The sequence below is a fragment of the Paenibacillus sp. 1781tsa1 genome (genome assembly GCF_024159265.1).
GTDB lineage: Bacteria > Bacillota > Bacilli > Paenibacillales > Paenibacillaceae > Paenibacillus.
Genome location: NZ_JAMYWY010000001.1, coordinates 127,497 through 149,229 on the forward strand (window position 1 = coordinate 127,497; position 21,733 = coordinate 149,229).

Annotated in this window: 14 protein-coding genes, 10 tRNA genes, 3 rRNA genes and 1 other RNA gene; all 28 read left to right on the top strand. The window is 47.4% G+C overall.

Annotation, left to right across the window (positions count from 1 at the left end):
- Positions 1-203: 203 nt before the first annotated feature.
- The 28 genes from NKT06_RS00610 to NKT06_RS00745 all read left to right on the top strand — a co-directional run bounded on the left by NKT06_RS00610 (position 204) and on the right by NKT06_RS00745 (position 21,338).
- On the top strand, positions 204-1,808 hold the full coding sequence (locus NKT06_RS00610; RefSeq protein WP_253429000.1) for a CTP synthase: 1,605 nt from the start codon (positions 204-206) through the stop codon (positions 1,806-1,808).
- Positions 1,809-2,035: 227 nt separating this feature from the next.
- Positions 2,036-2,422, top strand: coding sequence for a response regulator (locus NKT06_RS00615; RefSeq protein WP_017691292.1), 387 nt, complete (start codon positions 2,036-2,038; stop codon positions 2,420-2,422).
- Positions 2,423-2,683: 261 nt separating this feature from the next.
- Positions 2,684-3,538, top strand: coding sequence for a class II fructose-1,6-bisphosphate aldolase (gene fba / locus NKT06_RS00620; protein ID WP_091039193.1), 855 nt, complete (start codon positions 2,684-2,686; stop codon positions 3,536-3,538).
- A 147-nt stretch (positions 3,539-3,685) separates the two neighbouring features.
- Positions 3,686-4,939: a UDP-N-acetylglucosamine 1-carboxyvinyltransferase gene (locus tag NKT06_RS00625; RefSeq protein ID WP_253429002.1), complete on the top strand. Its 1,254-nt coding sequence runs from the start codon at positions 3,686-3,688 to the stop codon at positions 4,937-4,939.
- Positions 4,940-5,404: 465 nt separating this feature from the next.
- Entirely contained in the window at positions 5,405-6,730 is a 1,326-nt protein-coding gene (gene rho, locus NKT06_RS00630; RefSeq protein ID WP_036607258.1) for a transcription termination factor Rho, read from the top strand.
- Between the two features lie 97 nt (positions 6,731-6,827).
- Positions 6,828-8,102 carry a radical SAM family protein gene (locus tag NKT06_RS00635; protein WP_253429004.1) on the top strand — a complete coding sequence of 425 codons (1,275 nt, stop codon included), beginning with the start codon at positions 6,828-6,830 and terminating at the stop codon, positions 8,100-8,102.
- Positions 8,103-8,205: 103 nt separating this feature from the next.
- Positions 8,206-8,403 (top strand): 50S ribosomal protein L31, encoded by a 198-nt coding sequence (gene rpmE / locus NKT06_RS00640; RefSeq protein WP_036607255.1) that lies wholly within the window; start codon positions 8,206-8,208, stop codon positions 8,401-8,403.
- Positions 8,404-8,549: 146 nt separating this feature from the next.
- Positions 8,550-8,817, top strand: an RNA gene (gene ffs, locus NKT06_RS00645) — signal recognition particle sRNA large type.
- 174 nt (positions 8,818-8,991) lie between these two features.
- Complete coding sequence (dnaX, locus tag NKT06_RS00650) at positions 8,992-10,737, top strand: DNA polymerase III subunit gamma/tau (RefSeq protein WP_253429007.1); 1,746 nt, start codon at positions 8,992-8,994, stop codon at positions 10,735-10,737.
- 41 nt (positions 10,738-10,778) lie between these two features.
- The gene (locus tag NKT06_RS00655) at positions 10,779-11,090 is read left to right on the top strand and encodes a YbaB/EbfC family nucleoid-associated protein (protein ID WP_036607248.1); all 312 of its coding nucleotides are present in this window, start codon (positions 10,779-10,781) and stop codon (positions 11,088-11,090) included.
- Between the two features lie 35 nt (positions 11,091-11,125).
- A complete protein-coding gene (gene recR, locus NKT06_RS00660; RefSeq protein ID WP_062838113.1) occupies positions 11,126-11,725 on the top strand; it encodes a recombination mediator RecR in 600 nt (199 codons plus the stop codon).
- Between the two features lie 185 nt (positions 11,726-11,910).
- Positions 11,911-12,186 carry a DUF2508 family protein gene (locus NKT06_RS00665; RefSeq protein WP_253429009.1) on the top strand — a complete coding sequence of 92 codons (276 nt, stop codon included), beginning with the start codon at positions 11,911-11,913 and terminating at the stop codon, positions 12,184-12,186.
- A 34-nt stretch (positions 12,187-12,220) separates the two neighbouring features.
- Positions 12,221-12,490, top strand: a complete 270-nt coding sequence (locus NKT06_RS00670) for a pro-sigmaK processing inhibitor BofA family protein (protein ID WP_253429011.1) — start codon at positions 12,221-12,223, stop codon at positions 12,488-12,490.
- Between the two features lie 345 nt (positions 12,491-12,835).
- Positions 12,836-14,387: ribosomal RNA gene (locus tag NKT06_RS00675) — 16S ribosomal RNA — on the top strand.
- A gap of 105 nt (positions 14,388-14,492) precedes the next feature.
- Positions 14,493-14,609 (top strand): 5S ribosomal RNA (gene rrf, locus NKT06_RS00680).
- 36 nt (positions 14,610-14,645) lie between these two features.
- Positions 14,646-14,722 (top strand) — tRNA-Ile (locus NKT06_RS00685).
- A 22-nt stretch (positions 14,723-14,744) separates the two neighbouring features.
- Positions 14,745-14,820, top strand: a tRNA-Ala gene (locus NKT06_RS00690).
- A gap of 209 nt (positions 14,821-15,029) precedes the next feature.
- Positions 15,030-17,955 (top strand): 23S ribosomal RNA (locus NKT06_RS00695).
- Together the 16S, 23S and 5S rRNA genes with 10 tRNA genes alongside form the textbook arrangement of a ribosomal RNA operon.
- Before the next feature lie 81 nt (positions 17,956-18,036).
- Positions 18,037-18,128: transfer RNA gene (locus NKT06_RS00700), tRNA-Ser, on the top strand.
- 43 nt (positions 18,129-18,171) lie between these two features.
- Positions 18,172-18,248: transfer RNA gene (locus NKT06_RS00705), tRNA-Met, on the top strand.
- A gap of 9 nt (positions 18,249-18,257) precedes the next feature.
- Positions 18,258-18,333 (top strand) — tRNA-Val (locus NKT06_RS00710).
- A 5-nt stretch (positions 18,334-18,338) separates the two neighbouring features.
- Positions 18,339-18,414, top strand: a tRNA-Thr gene (locus tag NKT06_RS00715).
- 9 nt (positions 18,415-18,423) lie between these two features.
- Positions 18,424-18,501, top strand: a tRNA-Asp gene (locus tag NKT06_RS00720).
- Between the two features lie 21 nt (positions 18,502-18,522).
- Positions 18,523-18,595, top strand: a tRNA-Phe gene (locus tag NKT06_RS00725).
- Between the two features lie 12 nt (positions 18,596-18,607).
- Positions 18,608-18,693 (top strand) — tRNA-Tyr (locus tag NKT06_RS00730).
- A gap of 7 nt (positions 18,694-18,700) precedes the next feature.
- A tRNA-Lys gene (locus NKT06_RS00735) sits at positions 18,701-18,773 on the top strand.
- Positions 18,774-18,916: 143 nt separating this feature from the next.
- The gene (locus NKT06_RS00740; protein WP_253429013.1) at positions 18,917-20,110 is read left to right on the top strand and encodes a PucR family transcriptional regulator; all 1,194 of its coding nucleotides are present in this window, start codon (positions 18,917-18,919) and stop codon (positions 20,108-20,110) included.
- A 103-nt stretch (positions 20,111-20,213) separates the two neighbouring features.
- Entirely contained in the window at positions 20,214-21,338 is a 1,125-nt protein-coding gene (locus NKT06_RS00745) for an ABC transporter ATP-binding protein (RefSeq protein ID WP_062837775.1), read from the top strand.
- The last annotated feature ends 395 nt before the right edge of the window (positions 21,339-21,733 follow it).

A 21,733-nucleotide genomic window follows, 5' to 3' on the forward strand; every position in this document is an offset into this window, starting at 1 on the left:
AATGAAATGGAGGCTACCGGAATATTTGCACCATTTTTTGCTGTAGAACAACGTGTATTTAAACCGTCTTCGCAGAAAGAGCAGTTCGCAGATGCAGGGAATTTCTGCCATTGCTCTTTTTAACGATGATTACCTGGGAAACAGGTTACGATAACACCATATATCGCCTGAATTTCTGTACTTATATTAGGAGGGTAATAACAGTGACAAAGTATATTTTCGTGACAGGCGGAGTTGTGTCCTCCCTGGGCAAAGGGATTACGGCTGCTTCGCTGGGCAGATTGCTGAAAAACAGAGGGCTTAAAGTAACGATCCAGAAATTTGATCCATATATCAACATCGACCCGGGGACAATGAGTCCTTATCAGCACGGCGAGGTTTTTGTAACGGATGATGGCGCGGAAACGGATCTGGATCTTGGCCACTATGAACGTTTTATTGATATCAATCTCTCCAAAAACAGCAACGTCACGACTGGTAAAGTATACTCTTCCGTCATCAGCAAAGAGCGACGCGGGGAATATCTGGGCGGAACGGTACAAGTTATTCCACACATTACGAACGAGATCAAAGAGCGTGTATTCCGCGCTGGACGTGAAGCAGGTTCGGATGTGGTTATTACGGAAATTGGTGGAACAGTGGGCGACATCGAGAGTTTGCCTTTCCTGGAAGCCATTCGTCAGATCAAGAGTGATGTAGGTCGCGACAATGTGATGTACATCCACGTAACACTTATTCCTTATATCAAAGCAGCGGGTGAAGTGAAAACAAAACCAACGCAGCATAGTGTTAAGGAATTGCGCAGCATCGGTATTCAGCCGAATGTGATTGTATGCCGTACGGAGTATGAATTGTCTGACGACATGAAAGCCAAGATTGCTCTCTTCTGCGACATTGATGAGAATGCCGTGGTTGAATGTCGCGATGCAGACACCTTGTATCAAGTACCTTTGAACCTGCGTGAAGAAGGCTTGGATGAGATCGTGGTAAATCACCTGAAACTGACTACTCCTGCACCGGATATGAGCGAGTGGGAAGGGCTGGTTGACCGGATTAACAAGTTGGAGCATACGGTTGAGATCGCTATTGTTGGTAAATATGTAGCGTTGCATGATGCATACCTGAGTGTTGTTGAGTCGTTGTCTCACGCAGGATTTGCATCAAATGCCGATGTCAAAATTCGCTGGGTTCCTTCTGAAGATATTACGGATGAGAATGTAGGCGATTTGTTACATGGTATTGGCGGTATCCTTGTTCCTGGCGGATTCGGAGATCGTGGTATTGAAGGTAAAGTATCGGCAATCCGTTATGCTCGTGAGAAACAAATTCCGTTCTTCGGTATTTGCCTGGGTATGCAGGTTTCCGTTATTGAATATGCACGTTCCATCGTTGGTTTGAATGGTGCGAACAGCTCCGAGATTAATCCGGCTACCGAATTCCCTGTGATTGATCTGTTGCCTGAGCAAAAAGATATCGAAAATCTGGGTGGTACGATGCGTCTGGGTCTGTATCCTTGTAAGCTTCAGGAAGGTTCTTTGGCGATGGCTTGTTATGATGACGAGCTGGTATATGAGAGACACCGTCACCGGTATGAGTTCAACAACGAATACCGTGAAGCAATCGAAAAAGCAGGACTGGTTATCTCGGGTACATCCCCGGATGGACGTCTGGTTGAGATCGTGGAACTTCCAGGACACCCATGGTTCCTGGCGGTACAATTCCATCCGGAATTCACTTCCCGTCCGAACCGTCCGCAACCATTGTTCCGTGAATTCGTGAAAGCTTCATTGGAGAATGTAAAGAAATAATAATGTTTTAGTGTTGACGTAATAGATATTGGGATGTTCAAGGCAACCGAAGCGGATGCCTTGAACATCCCTTTTTTTTGCGTAAAAAGCAGTCTGAATTGCTTTTTGTCATTTTGTGAAAGTAGCAGGATTTTAATGGAAGAGGTAGAATACTTATCATGACGACTATGGGATAGTTATCCAGATTCGAAGACGTATATGCTTTCCTAATTCTAGGGGGTTACAGAGTGGAAGATAAAAAAGTTTTGATTGTTGATGACCAGAATGGAATCCGAATCCTGTTAATGGAAGTGTTCAGCAGTGAAGGGTATAACACCTTTCAAGCACCCAACGGCAAGGTTGCTCTGGAGATTGTAAATAATGACAAGCCTGACCTGGTATTGCTCGATATGAAGATTCCTGGGATGGACGGTCTGGAAATCCTGAAGCATATTAAAGAAATTGATCCGGGTATCAAGGTGATTATGATGACCGCATATGGTGAACTGGACATGATTAAGGAAGCCACGGATCTCGGAGCGCTCATGCACTTTACGAAACCGTTTGATATCGACGAGATGCGAGTGGCTGTTAATATGCAACTGCGCAATGGTACTGCCAATAAATGCAGCTGAATCCTGTTGATACAGGATTTTTTTGCGTGTGGAGAACATAGATGGTACTTGGTGGGGAGAATGGGGTATTTCACCGCTTTATCCGGGGAATATTGGGAATGGGCAAGTTATAAAGCGGTGTCTATGAAAACTGTGCTGCAAAGCACAGCATTTTTGCAAATGCTTGTTTAGTATTTGACATGGGATGTGGTATAATAAGGCCGTATGTGATTTCGGCTAAAAACCATAGACACAACCCAAACCCCTAGGAGGATTGAAACCATGCCATTAGTATCTATGACAGACATGTTGAACAAAGCACTTGAAGGAAAATATGCAGTTGGTCAATACAACATCAATAACCTTGAGTGGACTCAAGCGATTCTTGGTGCAGCTGAAGAAGAAAAATCCCCAGTAATCCTGGGTGTATCCGAAGGCGCAGCACGTCACATGGGCGGCTTCTACACAGTAGTTAAAATGGTAGAAGGACTCATTCACGACATGAAAATCTCCGTACCAGTTGCGATCCACCTGGACCACGGTTCAAGCTTCGACAAGTGTAAAGAAGCGATCGATGCTGGATTTACATCCGTTATGATCGACGGTTCCCACCACTCTATCGATGAAAATATCGAAATGACTAAAAAAGTTGTTGAATATGCACACGCTAAAGGCGTTTCTGTAGAAGCTGAAGTAGGTACTGTAGGCGGACAAGAAGACGACGTTATCGGCGGAATCATGTACGCTGACCTGAACGAGTGTATCCGTATCGTTAAAGAAACAGGTATCGACACATTGGCACCGGCTCTTGGTTCCGTACACGGTCCTTACCATGGCGAGCCTAACCTGGGCTTCAAAGAGATGGAAGAAGTTCGTGACGCGGTACAAGTTCCACTCGTATTGCACGGTGGTACAGGTATTCCTAAACACGACATCGACAAAGCCATTTCCCTGGGTACTTCCAAAATTAACGTAAACACAGAGAACCAAATTGCTTTCTCAAAAGTGGTTCGTGAAGTGCTTGCAGCTAAACCAGATGCTTACGATCCACGTACATTCATCGTACCAGGCCGTGATGCAATCAAAGAAACCGTTAAAGGTAAAATCCGCGAGTTTGGTTCTAACAACAAAGCGTAAATTATCTTTGCCAGTTCCATACTGTGAAATGGAAGAACACCGCCTAGCCGGTGTCTTTCCATTTTCACACCTTATTTCTACATCGGAAGCCATCAGCACGTATTGCCGTTCATCGGCTGCAAAACACGTAGGGGGACATTAAGCTTTATGGAAAAATTGATGATTAGTGGCGGACGTCCGTTACAGGGAACTGTAACTATAAGCGGCGCCAAGAACAGCGCCATTGCGCTTATTCCTGCAGCATTGCTTGCCGAGTCAGAAGTCGTGTTGGACAACCTGCCGCTTTTGAGTGATGTGGCGGTTTATGCAGAAATTTTGGAGGAACTCGGAGCACATGTGACTTGGGAAGGCAGTCAGATGAAAATTGACCCTTCTGATATCAAATCGATTCCTATGCCGAATGGTCCCGTGAAGAAGCTTCGTGCTTCGTATTACATGATGGGTGCATTGCTAGGACGTTTCAAAGAAGCAACCATAGGTTTACCAGGGGGCTGTAATTTTGAGCCTCGTCCAATTGATCAACATATCAAAGGATTTGAAGCGCTTGGCGCAACCGTAACGAACGAACATGGCTCCATTCATTTGCATGCCAAAGAGCTGCGCGGAGCAAAAATTTATCTTGATGTAAGCAGTGTCGGCGCAACCATTAATATCATGCTGGCGGCTACTCGTGCCAAAGGCTCTACAATTATCGAAAACGCGGCTAAAGAGCCTGAGATTATAGATGTAGCAACACTTCTAAATTCCATGGGTGCCAGCATCAAGGGTGCTGGTACCGAAACGATCCGTATTGAAGGGGTCTCGGAGCTTAAAGGCTGCCGTCATTCCATCATTCCGGACCGTATACAAGCGGGAACGTATATGATCGCTGCAGCAGCGACGCGTGGAGATGTTCTGATTGACAATGTGATTCCCAAACATCTGGAAGCTTTAACGGCAAAGCTGTTGGAGATGGGTGTTGGCATTGAAGAATTGGATGAAAGTATACGTGTTATTGGCAAACCGAACTATAATCATGTCGACGTGAAGGCACTTGTGTATCCTGGTTTTCCGACGGATCTACAGTCACCAATGACCAGTGTTTTAACACAGGCAACCGGTGTAAGTGTCCTGAGCGACTTTGTATACAGCAATCGGTTTAAGCATGTGCCTGAATTGGTACGGATGGGCGCAAAGATTCGAGTAGAAGGACGGTCAGCGATTATTGAAGGCAGTGCATTAAACGCGGCCAAAGTAAAAGCATCCGATCTTCGCGCTGGAGCAGCGCTGGTGATTGCAGGTCTCACCGTCAGTGAGGGTGTGACTGAAGTAACTGGGGTCGAATATATCGACCGTGGTTATGATCATCTGGTGACTAACCTGCGCTTGCTCGGTGCAGATGTGTGGCGGGAAACGGATTAATGGTAAGCATTATGCGTGATTCAGTCATACACATGTTTATTTTAGCTGAACTGCATATCTTTTCGATGATTAGGTAAACCTGTTTTAATAGAGTTCTCAGTCTCTCCGGCATAAGACGAAATGTTACTGTTTCCTTTACCGGAGGGTCTTTTTTTGAATTAAACTTCATATGGCTGTAAGAACATCATTTTTCATCCCCAACCCCCGGTTTTGTTTGAACTGCGCTCCATAGCCGGTCTATCCGGATTGATCGCCTCAATGCATCGTTCACTCAATAGCGGATCATGCCGAATATTGGCCATCCCACCCGGAAACTTACACTCAAAGACAAGTATTTGCATTATAACGGTTACATTCCGTACAATGGACAGAAGAGATTGTGGCAGATGCTGCGCTCTATAGCCGGAACATCTAGCGAAACTATCCATTTCACACGGACTTATTAATTGAATAGGTGGTTATTATATGGATCTACAAATTTCCGATTTGGAAGAAATGAAACTAACGGACCTCTACAAACTGGCCAAAAAATATCAGATACCTTACTATGGTACGTTAAAAAAGAAAGAATTAATCTTTGCTATACTGCGCGCACAAGCCGAACAGAGCGGTCTGATGTTCATGCAAGGCGTACTAGAGATTTTACCTGAAGGTTACGGATTTCTTCGGCCGATTAACTACTTGCCAAGTACGGAAGACATCTACATCTCGGCTTCTCAGATTCGCAAGTTTGACCTAAGAACAGGCGACCTCGTATCAGGTAAATGTAGAACGCCTAAGGAAAACGAGAGATACTTCGGTTTGTTGCAAGTCAACGCTGTAAATGGTGAGAATCCATCGGCGGCTGCAGAGCGACTTCACTTCCCGGCACTAACCCCACTGTATCCGCAGAAAAAACTGGTTCTCGAAACATCCCCCAACCATTTGTCCACACGCATTATGGATGTGCTCGCCCCGGTAGGATTGGGACAGCGCGGATTGATCGTAGCACCTCCCAAAGCGGGTAAAACGCTTCTCCTCAAAGAAATTGCCAACAGCATCTCAACTAACAATCCTGAAATTGAACTGTTTGTCCTGTTGATTGATGAACGTCCAGAGGAAGTAACGGATATGTCGCGTTCGGTAAAAGGGGAAGTTGTGGCTTCGACATTTGATGAACTGCCTGAGAATCATATTAAAGTGGCGGAATTGGTACTTGAGCGTGCGCTTCGTCTCGTTGAGGCCAAAAAGGATGTTGTTATCCTGCTGGATAGCATTACGCGTCTTGCCCGTGCATATAACCTGGTTATTCCACCATCCGGTCGTACACTTAGTGGTGGTATTGATCCGGCTGCATTCCATCGTCCGAAACGTTTCTTCGGTTCTGCCCGGAATGTGGAAGAAGGCGGAAGCTTGACCATCCTGGCAACTGCATTGATTGATACCGGATCACGTATGGATGACGTCATTTATGAAGAATTTAAGGGTACGGGTAATATGGAACTTCATCTGGACCGTCGTCTGGCAGAGCGCCGCATATTCCCGGCAATCGACATTCGTCGTTCCGGCACACGCCGTGAAGAAGTGTTGCTCAGCAAGGAAGAGTTGGATACAATCTGGGCAATTCGTAAAAACATGAATGATTCCCATGACTTTGTCGAAGGATTCCTGAAGAAACTTCGTAACAGCAAGACAAATGCAGAGTTTTTGGCGGCATTTGATTCGGCTGGTAATAGCCCGACAAGCAATTCCGGGACAACAACCACCCGTCGCTCACCTAGACAGACAGCTACGTCAGGTACTTCGACGTAAGTGTCGTTCGACTAATCACTTTCTTTTTGCAGCACTGCTGTGAATGTTACAATACACTCGTCGTTAGGTTTAACCCATTAGATGTGAGGAGAACATCATGTATTTAGTATACGCAGATGAAAAAGGTAATGTATTTGATCATCCTTCCCTGTACGGGCTTGCCCGCAGTGGAGATATGATCGTGGAGATTATGGAAGACGAACTTATCCCTTTGCCAGAGGGCGCAACGTTGGTTGGACTCCCGAGCACCCGGCCCATTGGTATGGACCCGGACACCGGTGAGATGCTGCCAATGCCAACGGACACACAGGCTGTAGGTGCTTTGCTTCCGCAAGGATTTACTCGTTTGTGCCTCCCGGGATATGTGAAGACGGATAAGGAGTATAAGTTGCCGTTGTTCGGTTATTCCGCAGTAGTATGGAAAGATGGTGGTTTCTATGTCACCGCTTCGAAGTCGGATAGTCCTGACAAATGGAATCCGCTCAACTGTGACCGTGACGATGTGCGTTCCGGGGTTAAACGATTGACAGAGCAATACCCCGAGAACCGTCTCTACACCCATCTATCCAACTGTGCTCTTGGATATGAATGTTTAACTTCATCGAACACGTTCCTGAACCGTTGGGAAGGTGGAGTACCAGTATCCTATTCTTGCAATGCAGGTTGTTTCGGGTGTATCTCCGAGCAACCGGATGATAGCGGCTTTGTTTCCCCGCAGACACGTATGAACTTCCGACCACGTGTGGATGAGATTGTGGAGGTTATGCTGGAACACCTGAAGACGCCGGAGTCCATCATTAGCTTTGGACAAGGTTGTGAAGGGGAGCCTTCTACGCAGGCTAAGCTGATTATTGAAGCGATTCGCGAAGTACGTTCTGTAACGGACATGGGGTATATCAACATTAATACCAATGCCGGTCTGAACGATCATATTAGAGGTATTGTAGATGCTGGATTGGATCTGATGCGCGTAAGTACAATTAGCGCACGGGATGACCACTATAACGCCTACTATAAACCGCGTGGTTATACCTTAGCCAATGTTGAAAAGTCGATGAAATACGCGGCGCAGCAGGGTGTATACACCTCGATTAACTATTTGATCTTCCCGGGTGTAACGGATCGTGAAGAAGAGATTGAGGCGATGATTGAGTTTGCGAGAAGAACCGATCTACGCTTGATTCAGATGCGTAACCTCAATATTGATCCGGAGAGTTATCTGGAATTAATTCCTCCTGCTCAAGGCGATATCTTGGGCATGAAGCAGATGATTGAGATCTTTGAAGACGAGTTGCCTGATGTTGTGATCGGATCGTATACCCATGTTCCACCAGCTGGAATGGCACGTCCAAAACGGTTGATTACCTCTTAACAATAATGGATTGCAACAGGGCACAAGGCCGTGTTATAATCTCAGAGTTGTGCCATTTACTCTGGGTCCGCTTGAGGCTCAGGGCGGAAAGAGGTGAAAGGTAATGAAAGAAGCAATTCATCCTAATTACACGATTGGTCAAGTATCTTGCGCTTGCGGGAATACTTTTGAGACAGGTTCGGTTAAAGACGGACTTCGTGTAGAGATTTGCTCCGCGTGCCACCCGTTCTTCACAGGTAAACAGAAGTTTATCGATGCTGGCGGCCGTGTTGATCGTTTCAAGAAGAAATACGGAATCTAATAGGACAATTCTTGGAGTTGTCTGCTAATTGCATCCAACACACCCCTGCTGATCTGGCAGGGGTTTTTATATGTTATATGTAAGCATAGTTGCTTCCGCTTTCCTCTGGTTGCAATTTGGATGACCTTACGTTATACTATTTCTTACCGTGCTAGATGGGGAGGTAGCGGTGCCCTGTAACTCGCAATCCGCTATAGCGAGGTTGAATTCCTGCTAGAGGTTTTGTCGATGTGAGGTTTGGTCCCTGAACGTGGTGTTGACGGTTGGGTCCTCCGCAATGAGTACTCATGAACCTGGTCAGGTCCGGAAGGAAGCAGCCATAAGTGAGATCACTCTTGTGCCGGAGGGTTGCCTAGCCCGAGCTATTGTTCAGGGGTGCCACTTGGATCGCGAATATCGATAGCAGGTGCACGGCTTACCATTTAAATGTAGAGACCTTTGCAGTTGTATGTATGCAGAGGTCTTTTTGATATGTCTTAAAAAACCACGCATGAATGAGTCAGATAAAGTTTGGATTCACCCTGGAATATAGTATAATGGGGGAACGACAAAGGACTCGAATGCGAAGTGGAAGGAAGGTAACGCATCATGGAGCATATCGCGTTATACCGGGCTTGGCGTCCCCAGTCGTTTCAAGATATGGTGGGGCAACAGCATATTATTCAGACCTTGCAGAACGCGATTCGTGAACAGCGGACTTCCCATGCCTACTTATTTAGCGGGCCCAGAGGAACGGGGAAGACAAGTGCCGCCAAGATTTTGGCCAAAGCTGTGAACTGCGAACGTGGGCCTGCGCCTGAACCTTGTAACGAGTGTGAAGCTTGCCGCAGGATTACGACTGGCGCTGTGATGGATGTGCAGGAGATTGACGCTGCGTCCAATCGGGGCGTTGAAGAAATCCGTGATCTTCGGGAAAAGGTTAAATATGCGCCAACCGAAGTCCGGCAGAAAGTCTATATTATTGATGAAGTGCACATGCTGACGACGGAGGCATTCAATGCTTTGCTCAAAACATTGGAAGAGCCACCTCCACATGTGATGTTTATTTTGGCAACAACAGAACCGCACCGCCTCCCAGCTACCATTATATCGCGCTGTCAGCGATTTGATTTTCGCCGGGTTTCTCTGGAAGAGCAGACAGCAAGACTTACCCTGATCTGTGAACAGGAAGGCATGGAAGCGGACCAGGATGCGCTCCAATACATTGCCCGTTTATCAGACGGTGGAATGAGGGATGCACTTAGTGTGCTGGATCAGATCTCTTCATTTACGGATGGGCGAGTAACGTATCAGCAGGTCATGGACATGACGGGGGGAATTGCTTCAGAGCAATTTGCCAAACTGGCTGCTTCGTTGCTCAAGGGTGATGTTGGTCATATTCTGCAGATGATCGAAGGTTTCATGCATGAAGGAAAGAGTGCAGACAAGTGCATGGAGAATTTGCTGTATTATTTCCGTGATTTGCTTATGATTAAGATGGTACCTGATGCAGATAAACTGACGGACCGGGTACTTAATCCGGAATCTTTCCGTGATATGGCGGAGTCATTCACCAGGGAACAACTGTTCCACATGATTGATACCCTTAATCGGTACCAGAGCGAAATGAAGTATGCAGTACAGCCACAGACATTATTTGAAGTTGCATTGCTTAAACTGTGTAGTATTCCAGCTCAAGGCGAGGCTTCTGTTCAGGTGGGAACTTCAGCTCATGCAGCACCTGCTGATGGGGGAGAGATCAACCGCTTGAAGCAGCAACTTGCTGAGTTGGAGAAGAAGTTGGATCGTGCACTAAAGAGTGGGTTGTCTGGTGGAGAAGGTGCATCGAGCGCTCCATCGCGTCCGACAACACGAGCTCCTGTATCGAGAGGCAACTCGCCTGCGAAGCTTCCTGCACAGTTGGATCAGTATGTTGCGCGCAAGGGAGCCCCTGAGTTCGCAGAGATCAGCAAAAAATGGAGTCAGATCCTGCAAAGGGTGAAGGAAGAGAGGGTTACTGTTCACGCCTGGTTCGTGGATGGTGAGCCGGTATCATTGCTTGAAGACAATGTGTTGGTTGCTTTTAAAAACAACATTCACCGTGAAACAACGGAGAAACAGGCTAATCGTGAAGTTATTGAGAGGGTGTTGTCCGAACAGCTTGGGCGTCCTGCGCGATTGGTGACGATGATGCTCAAAGATTGGACCGGAGCAACGGAGGGAGCTTCTGAAACGCCAAAGGAGGACTTTAAGCTTGAACCTGAGCATGAAGACGGCGGTTCAAGCAACAAGCAGCCATGGATTGATGAAGCCATCCAGCTCTTTGGTGAGGACCTTGTAGTGATCAAAGAATAATGCGCATAGCGCGATAACCATAACGAAGGAGATGAACAATTATGAACAACATGAACCAAATGATGAAACAAGTGAAGAAAATGCAGGAGCAAATGCTGAAAGCACAAGAGGAATTGGCGGACAAAACAGTCCAAGGTACATCCGGTGGCGGTGTAGTGACGGCTGAAGTTAACGGACACAAGAAATTGCTTGCTATCACGATCAAACCTGAAGCGGTAGATCCGGAAGATGTTGAAATGTTGCAGGATCTCGTTATGACAGCTGTTAATGATGCGATGGCCAAAGCCGATGAGATTGCCAACAAGGATATGGGCAAGTTCACAGGCGGCATGAATATTCCGGGATTATTTTAATTAAAAATTGATCCTGTCAAAGGAGACACAATCGATTGTATTATCCCGAACCAATAGCCAAGCTGATTGATGCCTTCACCCGATTGCCGGGTGTGGGTCCCAAGACGGCAGCGCGTTTAGCTTTTCATGTGCTTAACATGAAGGAAGATGACGTTATTGATTTTGCCAAGGCACTTGTAAGTGTGAAGCGTAATCTTCATTACTGTTCTGTATGTTGTAATATTACCGATACGGACCCGTGTCGCATCTGTCAGGATAAGTCCAGGGATGTCTCTGTAATCTGTGTAGTTCAGGATTCGAAAGATCTGGTGGCCATGGAGCGCACCAAGGAATTCGACGGATACTATCATGTGTTACAAGGTGCGATTTCACCTATGGAGGGAATCGGACCAGACGATATTCGTTTGAAGGAACTCCTGATTCGATTAAGTGATGAACGTATTAAAGAGATCATCTTGGCGACAAACCCCAATATTGAGGGCGAGGCTACAGCGATGTACATCTCCCGCTTGGTACGTCCGTTTGAGATCAGTGTGACCCGGATTGCGCATGGATTGCCTGTAGGTGGCGATCTTGAGTATGCGGATGAAGTGACCCTTTCCAAAGCGTTAGAAGGGCGCAGGGAGATGCGTTAGTGTTTTCAATTTGTATTATGCAATGCACTTCCTTGGAAACTTCGAATGCTAAATAAGTTTCGATGTGCAAAGAGAGCCCTTGGGCTCTCTTTTTTTTGTGGAGAAAATGAATGCTCGAGTTCTAAGTTTGTCCTTTCCCTGATAAGTATGAGAATATGCTGTGCTGATCAGGAGGAGGAGAGATTATGTTTTTGTGGCGAAATACACGGAACTCAATAGAGAAACACAACAGAGTGTTGAAGGAGCTTGAGGAGGATCAGATCTATGCAGATATTCAGATGGCTAAGCAGGAATGGGAACGGGCTATGAGACAGTTTGAAGATGCACAGGGGCAGGATGAAATTGATTATGCCATTTATGTATTGGAGGCAGCTGAGCGGAAGTACCAGATTCATTTGAGGAGAGCAAAGCGAGCCAGAGCTAATGATGATGTTGCATCACAGCGAGGAATGAGTATGTAGAGTCGGGTTTACATTAAACATGGAGGTGTACCATATGAAGAGTATTATATTGGGGAGTGTATTGGTTGTATCGTTACTGGGACTTATCGTGGTTTTATTCAGAAAGCGGTTAGGGTTATCGGTTTTCACGTCATTCGGAATTCATCTGGTGCTTGCTGCAGTTGGGATATACATCGTGAATTATTCCGGCTGGATTATAGGAACCTACATCCCACTGAACCCTGCAACGATAGGGACTGTAGCTGTTTTGGGATTGCCAGGTGTGGGGCTATTATTGGGGTTGAAAATTTCTTTGTTTGGATAGTTGACTCACAGGATATTTATATGGTACATTATATCTCGTTGCTTTGCTTGCTTGGTTATATGCTTAGATGAAATGAAGAAGTTCATTACGAGCTTCGAAAAAGAATTTCAAAAAAACACTTGACCAAAACAAACGAAGTGTGGTATATTATAAAAGTCGCCGCTGAGAGAAAATGGTGACAAAAAACAAGTTTGATCTTTGAAAACTGAACAACGAGTGAGTAAATATTCTGCTTGCAGAATGAACGCAAAAGTTTGAAACAAGCCTTGGCTTGGATCGACTGGAGCACAATTGAGATTTTAATCTCGTCAGATTCAAAATGAGCTTATCGCTCTTTTCAATACTTTATTGGAGAGTTTGATCCTGGCTCAGGACGAACGCTGGCGGCATGCCTAATACATGCAAGTCGAGCGGACTTGATGAGAAGCTTGCTTCTCTGATGGTTAGCGGCGGACGGGTGAGTAACACGTAGGCAACCTGCCCTCAAGTTTGGGACAACTACCGGAAACGGTAGCTAATACCGAATAGTTGTTTTCTTCGCCTGAAGGAAACTGGAAAGACGGAGCAATCTGTCACTTGGGGATGGGCCTGCGGCGCATTAGCTAGTTGGTGGGGTAACGGCTCACCAAGGCGACGATGCGTAGCCGACCTGAGAGGGTGATCGGCCACACTGGGACTGAGACACGGCCCAGACTCCTACGGGAGGCAGCAGTAGGGAATCTTCCGCAATGGGCGAAAGCCTGACGGAGCAATGCCGCGTGAGTGATGAAGGTTTTCGGATCGTAAAGCTCTGTTGCCAGGGAAGAACGCTTGGGAGAGTAACTGCTCTCAAGGTGACGGTACCTGAGAAGAAAGCCCCGGCTAACTACGTGCCAGCAGCCGCGGTAATACGTAGGGGGCAAGCGTTGTCCGGAATTATTGGGCGTAAAGCGCGCGCAGGCGGTCATTTAAGTCTGGTGTTTAATCCCGGGGCTCAACCCCGGATCGCACTGGAAACTGGGTGACTTGAGTGCAGAAGAGGAGAGTGGAATTCCACGTGTAGCGGTGAAATGCGTAGATATGTGGAGGAACACCAGTGGCGAAGGCGACTCTCTGGGCTGTAACTGACGCTGAGGCGCGAAAGCGTGGGGAGCAAACAGGATTAGATACCCTGGTAGTCCACGCCGTAAACGATGAGTGCTAGGTGTTAGGGGTTTCGATACCCTTGGTGCCGAAGTTAACACATTAAGCACTCCGCCTGGGGAGTACGGTCGCAAGACTGAAACTCAAAGGAATTGACGGGGACCCGCACAAGCAGTGGAGTATGTGGTTTAATTCGAAGCAACGCGAAGAACCTTACCAGGTCTTGACATCCCTCTGACCGGTACAGAGATGTATCTTTCCTTCGGGACAGAGGAGACAGGTGGTGCATGGTTGTCGTCAGCTCGTGTCGTGAGATGTTGGGTTAAGTCCCGCAACGAGCGCAACCCTTGATCTTAGTTGCCAGCACTTCGGGTGGGCACTCTAAGGTGACTGCCGGTGACAAACCGGAGGAAGGTGGGGATGACGTCAAATCATCATGCCCCTTATGACCTGGGCTACACACGTACTACAATGGCCGGTACAACGGGCTGTGAAGCCGCGAGGTGGAACGAATCCTAAAAAGCCGGTCTCAGTTCGGATTGCAGGCTGCAACTCGCCTGCATGAAGTCGGAATTGCTAGTAATCGCGGATCAGCATGCCGCGGTGAATACGTTCCCGGGTCTTGTACACACCGCCCGTCACACCACGAGAGTTTATAACACCCGAAGTCGGTGGGGTAACCGCAAGGAGCCAGCCGCCGAAGGTGGGATAGATGATTGGGGTGAAGTCGTAACAAGGTAGCCGTATCGGAAGGTGCGGCTGGATCACCTCCTTTCTATGGAGAATCGTTTCCCGCGTGGAAACATTCAAATACAAAATCTAGCCAGGTCGGCTAGTTACTCACTCGTTGCTCAGTTTTGAGAGCTCAAACTCTCAAACGTTTGGTGGCGATAGCGAAGGGGTTCCACACGTTCCCATCCCGAACACGACCGTTAAGCCCTTCAGCGTCAATGGTACTTGGACCGCAGGGTCCTGGGAGAGTAGAACGCCGCCAAGCGTAACCCATTTTGGGTTCAAATAGTATATATAATGTGGGCCCTTAGCTCAGTTGGTTAGAGCGCACCTCTGATAAGGGTGAGGCCGGTGGTTCGAGTCCACCAGGGCCCACCATCTATACCTTTAAATTTCATATGGGGCCATAGCTCAGCTGGGAGAGCGCCTGCCTTGCAAGCAGGAGGTCAGCGGTTCGATCCCGCTTGGCTCCACCAAAAATGATTTACAAGTTTGTTCTTTGAAAACTAGATATCGAAACGAAAGTAAATGCGAATTAGAACATTCCTTTTTAGCTGAACTTGTGTTCAACAAGTTTAATAAATTGGTACTTAATTGCTTTTGCGATGGTATTGGGTGGGAGCGACTTTTGGCTTTGGACGTAGTCCAAAACAAGGGAAGCGAGCAGTCAAAACCGGAGCAATATGGTTAAGCTACTAAGAGCACACGGAGGATGCCTAGGCGCTAGGAGCCGATGAAGGACGTGGCGAACAACGAAACTGCCTCGGGGAGCTGTAAGCAAGCTTTGATCCGGGGGTGTCCGAATGGGGAAACCCAGCTGGGGTAATTTCCAGTTACACCTAACTGAATACATAGGTTAGTGTGAGGCATACCAGGGGAACTGAAACATCTAAGTACCCTGAGGAAGAGAAAACAATAGTGATTCCGTCAGTAGCGGCGAGCGAACGCGGAGAAGCCCAAACCAGAGAGCTTGCTCTTTGGGGTTGTGGGACGTCTCACATGGAGTTACAAAGGAGTCAGTTAAACGAAGAGGTCTGGAAAGGCCCGCCAAAGAAGGTAAAAGCCCTGTAATTGAAAGTTGATTCTCTCCGAGACGGATCCCGAGTAGTGCGGGGCACGTGAAACCCCGTATGAATCCGGCAGGACCATCTGCCAAGGCTAAATACTTCCTAGCGACCGATAGTGAAGCAGTACCGTGAGGGAAAGGTGAAAAGCACCCCGGAAGGGGAGTGAAATAGAACCTGAAACCGTGTGCTTACAAAAAGTCAGAGCCCGTTTTAGGGGTGATGGCGTGCCTTTTGTAGAATGAACCGGCGAGTTACGTTCCCGTGCAAGGTTAAGGTGAAGAGCCGGAGCCGCAGCGAAAGCGAGTCTGAATAGGGCGACATAGTACGTGGACGTAGACCCGAAACCGGGTGATCTACCCCTGTCCAGGGTGAAGGTGCGGTAACACGCACTGGAGGCCCGAACCCACGCACGTTGAAAAGTGCGGGGATGAGGTGGGGGTAGCGGAGAAATTCCAATCGAACTCGGAGATAGCTGGTTCTCCCCGAAATAGCTTTAGGGCTAGCCTCGGAAAACAGAGTCGTGGAGGTAGAGCACTGATTGGGTGCGGGGCCCGCAAGGGTTACCAAGCTCAGTCAAACTCCGAATGCCATAGACTTACTTCCGGGAGTCAGACAGTGAGTGCTAAGATCCATTGTCAAAAGGGAAACAGCCCAGACCATCAGCTAAGGTCCCCAAGTGTGTGTTAAGTGGGAAAGGATGTGGAGTTGCACAGACAACCAGGATGTTGGCTTAGAAGCAGCCACCATTGAAAGAGTGCGTAATAGCTCACTGGTCGAGTGACTCTGCGCCGAAAATGTAACGGGGCTAAACACACCACCGAAGCTATGGCTTGATGCTTGCATCAGGGGTAGGGGAGCGTTGTATAAGGGTTGAAGGTGTACCGTAAGGAGCGCTGGACATTATACAAGTGAGAATGCCGGTATGAGTAACGAAAAGATCAGTGAGAATCTGATCCGCCGAAAGCCTAAGGGTTCCTGAGGAAGGCTCGTCCGCTCAGGGTAAGTCGGGACCTAAGGCGAGGCCGAAAGGCGTAGTCGAAGGACAACAGGTCGAAATTCCTGTACCACCGTAAGCCGTTATGAGCAATGGGGGGACGCAGTAGGGTAGTGACGCGGACTGATGGATGTCCGTCTAAGCAGTGAGGCTGATGTGTAGGCAAATCCGCACATCAATAAGGCTGAGCTGTGATGGGGAGCGAAAATTGTAGTAGCGAAGGTCATGATCTCACACTGCCAAGAAAAGCCTCTAGCCAGGTGAAGGTGCCCGTACCGCAAACCGACACAGGTAGGCGAGAAGAGTATTCTAAGGCGCGCGGAAGAACTCTCGTTAAGGAACTCGGCAAAATGACCCCGTAACTTCGGGAGAAGGGGTGCCCCGGTAGTGTGAATAGCACGAGGGGGCCGCAGTGAAAAGGCCCAAGCGACTGTTTAGCAAAAACACAGGTCTGTGCGAAGCCGTAAGGCGAAGTATACGGGCTGACGCCTGCCCGGTGCTGGAAGGTTAAGGGGAGTGGTTAGGAGCAATCCGAAGCTGTGAACCGAAGCCCCAGTAAACGGCGGCCGTAACTATAACGGTCCTAAGGTAGCGAAATTCCTTGTCAGGTAAATTCTGACCCGCACGAATGGCGTAACGACTTGGGCGCTGTCTCAACGAGAGATCCGGTGAAATTTTAATACCTGTGAAGATGCAGGTTACCCGCGACAAGACGGAAAGACCCCATGGAGCTTTACTGCAGCTTGATATTGAATTTGGGTACGATCTGTACAGGATAGGTGGGAGCCTTTGAAGCAGGAGCGCAAGCTTCTGTGGAGGCAACGTTGGGATACCACCCTGATCGTATCTAGGTTCTAACCTGGTACCGTAATCCGGTGCGGGGACAGTGTCAGGTGGGCAGTTTGACTGGGGCGGTCGCCTCCTAAAGAGTAACGGAGGCGCCCAAAGGTTCCCTCAGAATGGTTGGAAATCATTCGAAGAGTGCAAAGGCATAAGGGAGCTTGACTGCGAGACCTACAAGTCGAGCAGGGACGAAAGTCGGGCTTAGTGATCCGGTGGTACCGCATGGAAGGGCCATCGCTCAACGGATAAAAGCTACCCTGGGGATAACAGGCTTATCTCCCCCAAGAGTCCACATCGACGGGGAGGTTTGGCACCTCGATGTCGGCTCATCGCATCCTGGGGCTGAAGTAGGTCCCAAGGGTTGGGCTGTTCGCCCATTAAAGCGGTACGCGAGCTGGGTTCAGAACGTCGTGAGACAGTTCGGTCCCTATCTGTCGTGGGCGTAGGAAATTTGAGAGGAGCTGTCCTTAGTACGAGAGGACCGGGATGGACGTACCGCTGGTGTACCAGTTGTTCCGCCAGGAGCACCGCTGGGTAGCTATGTACGGACGGGATAAACGCTGAAAGCATCTAAGCGTGAAGCCCCCCTCAAGATGAGATTTCCCAGTATGTAAGACCCCTTGAAGACGACGAGGTAGATAGGCTGGGGGTGGAAGTGCAGCAATGCATGGAGCTGACCAGTACTAATCGGTCGAGGGCTTATCCAATTGCAAGTGATAATTCGCATCTTTCGTTTCGAATCTAGTTTTCAGGGAGCAATCCTTGAATGAAGTTGAAGATTGTTATTTGGAGAGATACCCAAGTGGCTATAAGGGGACCCTCTGCTAAGGGGTTAGACTGCGTAAGCGGTGCGAGGGTTCGAATCCCTCTCTCTCCGCCATCTTTACCTTAAGATGGACAAGCAATCGAGACACAATTAATATGGCGGTGTAGCTCAGCTGGCTAGAGCGTACGGTTCATACCCGTAAGGTCGGGGGTTCGATCCCCTCCGCCGCTACCATATTACCCAGGAGGCTTAGCTCAGCTGGGAGAGCATCTGCCTTACAAGCAGAGGGTCGGGGGTTCGATCCCCTCAGCCTCCACCATATACGCCGGTGTAGCTCAACTGGTAGAGCAACTGACTTGTAATCAGTAGGTTGGGGGTTCAAGTCCTCTCGCCGGCACCATTAATGCCTGGAACCGTGGTGTAGTTGGCCTAACATGCCTGCCTGTCACGCAGGAGATCGCGGGTTCGAATCCCGTCGGTTCCGCCATTAATCCTAAAAATTAAATATGGCTCGGTAGCTCAGTCGGTAGAGCAGAGGACTGAAAATCCTCGTGTCGGCGGTTCGATTCCGTCCCGAGCCACCTTTAATCCCTGGAGGATTAGCGAAGTGGCCAAACGCATCAGACTGTAAATCTGCTCCCGTACGGGTTCGGTGGTTCGAATCCATCATCCTCCACCAGTTTTATGAGTCATTAGCTCAGTTGGTAGAGCACCTGACTTTTAATCAGGGTGTCGAAGGTTCGAGCCCTTCATGACTCATCTTTAAAAAAAGAGTGATTAATCATTAATTTGATTAGTCGCTCTTTTTTGTTATGTAATTATAACGGAATATGGATATTTATTAATGCTGCGCAAGATATGATAAACTAATAGAAAACATGCAGAGTGGTGACGTTCATTATATGAAGTTCATACCTGATCTAAAACAGCAAATTGAAGTCATTATAGGCACAACTTTGGACGAATATGAAATTACAATAGAAGAATGGACGCAATCCGTTGCGAATCTGGTGGGTCTTCATGAAAATTCAGAGATCTTTGGTGATGAAGGTGAGAGTCTGGAGCTATCTGAACAATCTACATCTCCAAACTCATCCAGTGTGATCAGTTTGAATACGGGAGAGCGTATATTTTTTAAGGTTCGGATGAATGAGATAGATGAGACCGTTGTATGTTGGGGATGCGCTGCAAGATCTATCACTGTGGAGAGACGGAGATTTATTGAGCTTTTGATCCGTTCCAACACAGGATTACCCAATGAGACACAGCCTGTTGTATATGAGAATGATAGGGAGCAGTATTTGACTGAATTGGGTCTCTGGCTTAGAGAGCAGATCGAAGAACCAGCCAAGCAGGAATCTGAAGCGGTTCCTGATCGCTTTGTGGTACCTGCAGATTTGAATACTGAGAAAATTCTGTTCTTGCTGCAAGGAGATACGCCGGATGCACATCGTTTACGATCCAAGGAACTCAACAAGCTGCTTGAGAGTTATTTTGGCGAGGAGATTGTATTGATTCCCTTAAGGGAGCAAGAGTGGGTTTTCATGGGTGATAAAGAAATTGTTACAGAAGAAGCTGAAGAAGATACAACGGAAGCCAAAAAGGATTCACTGAACGCTTTTTGTCTTGGGTTACATGAACTGGTTGCCAGTGAGTGGGCTGGGGTGTTCCATCTGTCTGCATCCCTGCCATGCATACCCGCACAACAACTAGTAGCAGTCACGGCTCTTCTTAAAGAAAGTGTTCACTTGGGGAGAGCATTCCATGTTACGCAGCATATTCATCTCCCATGGGATCTGCATCTGGAACGATTGGTAGCGAGTATTCCAGATGCACAACGGATACGGTTTATACAGGAAACAGGCAAAGACACGTTAATCTTCAATGACAGTGAGACTCTTGCTACGCTGGAGACCTTTTTTAGCCTGGACTGTAATGTGAGCGAGACAGCCAAACGGCTTTTCATTCATCGTAATACGTTGGTTTATCGTCTGGACAAGATCAAACAAGAGATTGGTTACGATGTAAGGCACTTCGAAAGTGCTGTTCTAGTGCAGTTTTTGCTGCTTATGTACAAAGTGACGAAAAAGCATTGATATTTTTGTGCAGTTTGCGAATAGTCAAACCTCACGGTGATAGGGTATTATAAAAATACAAATTGTATTCGATTACAAAATGATCTCTGAGGAGGCAACAATCATGGCTGGAGTACGTTTAGAGCATATTTTCAAAAAATACCCGGGTTCTGATAAAGCAACTGTAGTTGACATTAACCTGGACATTAAAGATAAAGAATTTCTCGTATTGGTAGGCCCGTCCGGTTGTGGTAAATCAACAACACTGCGTATGATCGCAGGCCTTGAGGAAATTTCTGAAGGTAAACTCTATATCGGTGACCGTGTCGTTAATGATGTTGCACCTAAAGACCGCGATATCGCGATGGTATTCCAATCCTATGCCTTGTATCCGCATATGAGCGTATATCAAAACATGGCGTTTGGTTTGAAATTGCGTAAGGTTAAAAAAGACGAGATCGACAAACGTGTACGTGAAGCAGCTAAAATCCTGGATATCGAACATTTGCTTGAGCGTAAACCTAAGGCATTGTCCGGTGGTCAACGTCAGCGTGTCGCTCTAGGACGTGCGATTGTCCGTGATCCACAAGTCTTCTTGATGGATGAGCCTCTCTCCAACTTGGATGCTAAACTTCGTGGTCAGATGCGTGCGGAAATCACTAAACTGGCTAAACGTTTGGAAACAACAGTTATCTACGTAACGCATGACCAGATCGAAGCAATGACGATGGGTGACCGGATCGTAGTTATGAAGGATGGTATCATCCAACAAGCAGCTTCTCCGGAAGAGTTGTATAACCTGCCGGCTAACCTGTTCGTGGCTGGTTTCATCGGTTCCCCGACAATGAACTTTATCTCGGGTAAATTGGCTGAGCAAGGTGCTAACCTGCACTTCGTAGCTCCAGGCGTGGACGTTGAAATCCCGCAAGGTAAAGCACAAGTGTTGAAATCTAGAGGATACATTGGCAAAGAAGTCATTCTGGGTGTTCGTCCAGAAGACATTCACGAAGAGCCAGTATTCCTGGAAGCATCCCCGAACTCTGTATTCTCTACTCACGTAGATGTAACAGAGAACCTCGGTCACGAAATGCTCCTCTACTTGAGTGGTGTAGGTAACGATACAACAATCGCACGTGTAGATGGACGTTCTAACACTCGTGATGGTTCCACAGTTAAAATGGCCATCGACATGAACAAAGTTCATATCTTTGACAAAGAGACTGAAGTGAACGTACTTCTTCAAGACTAATATTACTGGGATTCCTCGGTGACGATGGAATCTGACAGTTAACGCAATTATACATTGTAATGAGAGCCCCTTCCGTTATTGCTGGAAGGGGCTTTTTTTAAAATTAATGAATTCTATAATATTCAGCGTGGCTAGGATTCATAATTACCAGATAGACAACCGCTAAACCATCCATGTAGTATTCCCGATGGGTGCTCGATCAGAAGGTTTTTCTTACTAATAGTTGTCGGAGGCTACGATTGCATTCATCCCGGAATTCATTTAAGATTATTTGAAGGTCTGTCTTCATATATTTGAGAGAACCGACTGTTGGAAGGGTATGCATTCTGTACCCCATGTTGTGAATGCGCTAATAATGGAAAGAACTGATACACGATCTGAATTACATAGAGGTA

Excerpts from the sequence above, each read along its gene's own strand:
- fba (WP_091039193.1), top strand. The coding sequence starts at position 2,684 with ATGCCATTAGTATCTATGACAGACATGTTGAACAAAGCACTTGAAGGA.
- NKT06_RS00625 (WP_253429002.1), top strand. The coding sequence starts at position 3,686 with ATGGAAAAATTGATGATTAGTGGCGGACGTCCGTTACAGGGAACTGTA.
- rho (WP_036607258.1), top strand. The coding sequence starts at position 5,405 with ATGGATCTACAAATTTCCGATTTGGAAGAAATGAAACTAACGGACCTC.
- NKT06_RS00635 (WP_253429004.1), top strand. The coding sequence starts at position 6,828 with ATGTATTTAGTATACGCAGATGAAAAAGGTAATGTATTTGATCATCCT.
- rpmE (WP_036607255.1), top strand. The coding sequence starts at position 8,206 with ATGAAAGAAGCAATTCATCCTAATTACACGATTGGTCAAGTATCTTGC.
- dnaX (WP_253429007.1), top strand. The coding sequence starts at position 8,992 with ATGGAGCATATCGCGTTATACCGGGCTTGGCGTCCCCAGTCGTTTCAA.
- NKT06_RS00655 (WP_036607248.1), top strand. The coding sequence starts at position 10,779 with ATGAACAACATGAACCAAATGATGAAACAAGTGAAGAAAATGCAGGAG.
- NKT06_RS00665 (WP_253429009.1), top strand. The coding sequence starts at position 11,911 with ATGTTTTTGTGGCGAAATACACGGAACTCAATAGAGAAACACAACAGA.
- NKT06_RS00670 (WP_253429011.1), top strand. The coding sequence starts at position 12,221 with ATGAAGAGTATTATATTGGGGAGTGTATTGGTTGTATCGTTACTGGGA.
- NKT06_RS00740 (WP_253429013.1), top strand. The coding sequence starts at position 18,917 with ATGAAGTTCATACCTGATCTAAAACAGCAAATTGAAGTCATTATAGGC.
- NKT06_RS00745 (WP_062837775.1), top strand. The coding sequence starts at position 20,214 with ATGGCTGGAGTACGTTTAGAGCATATTTTCAAAAAATACCCGGGTTCT.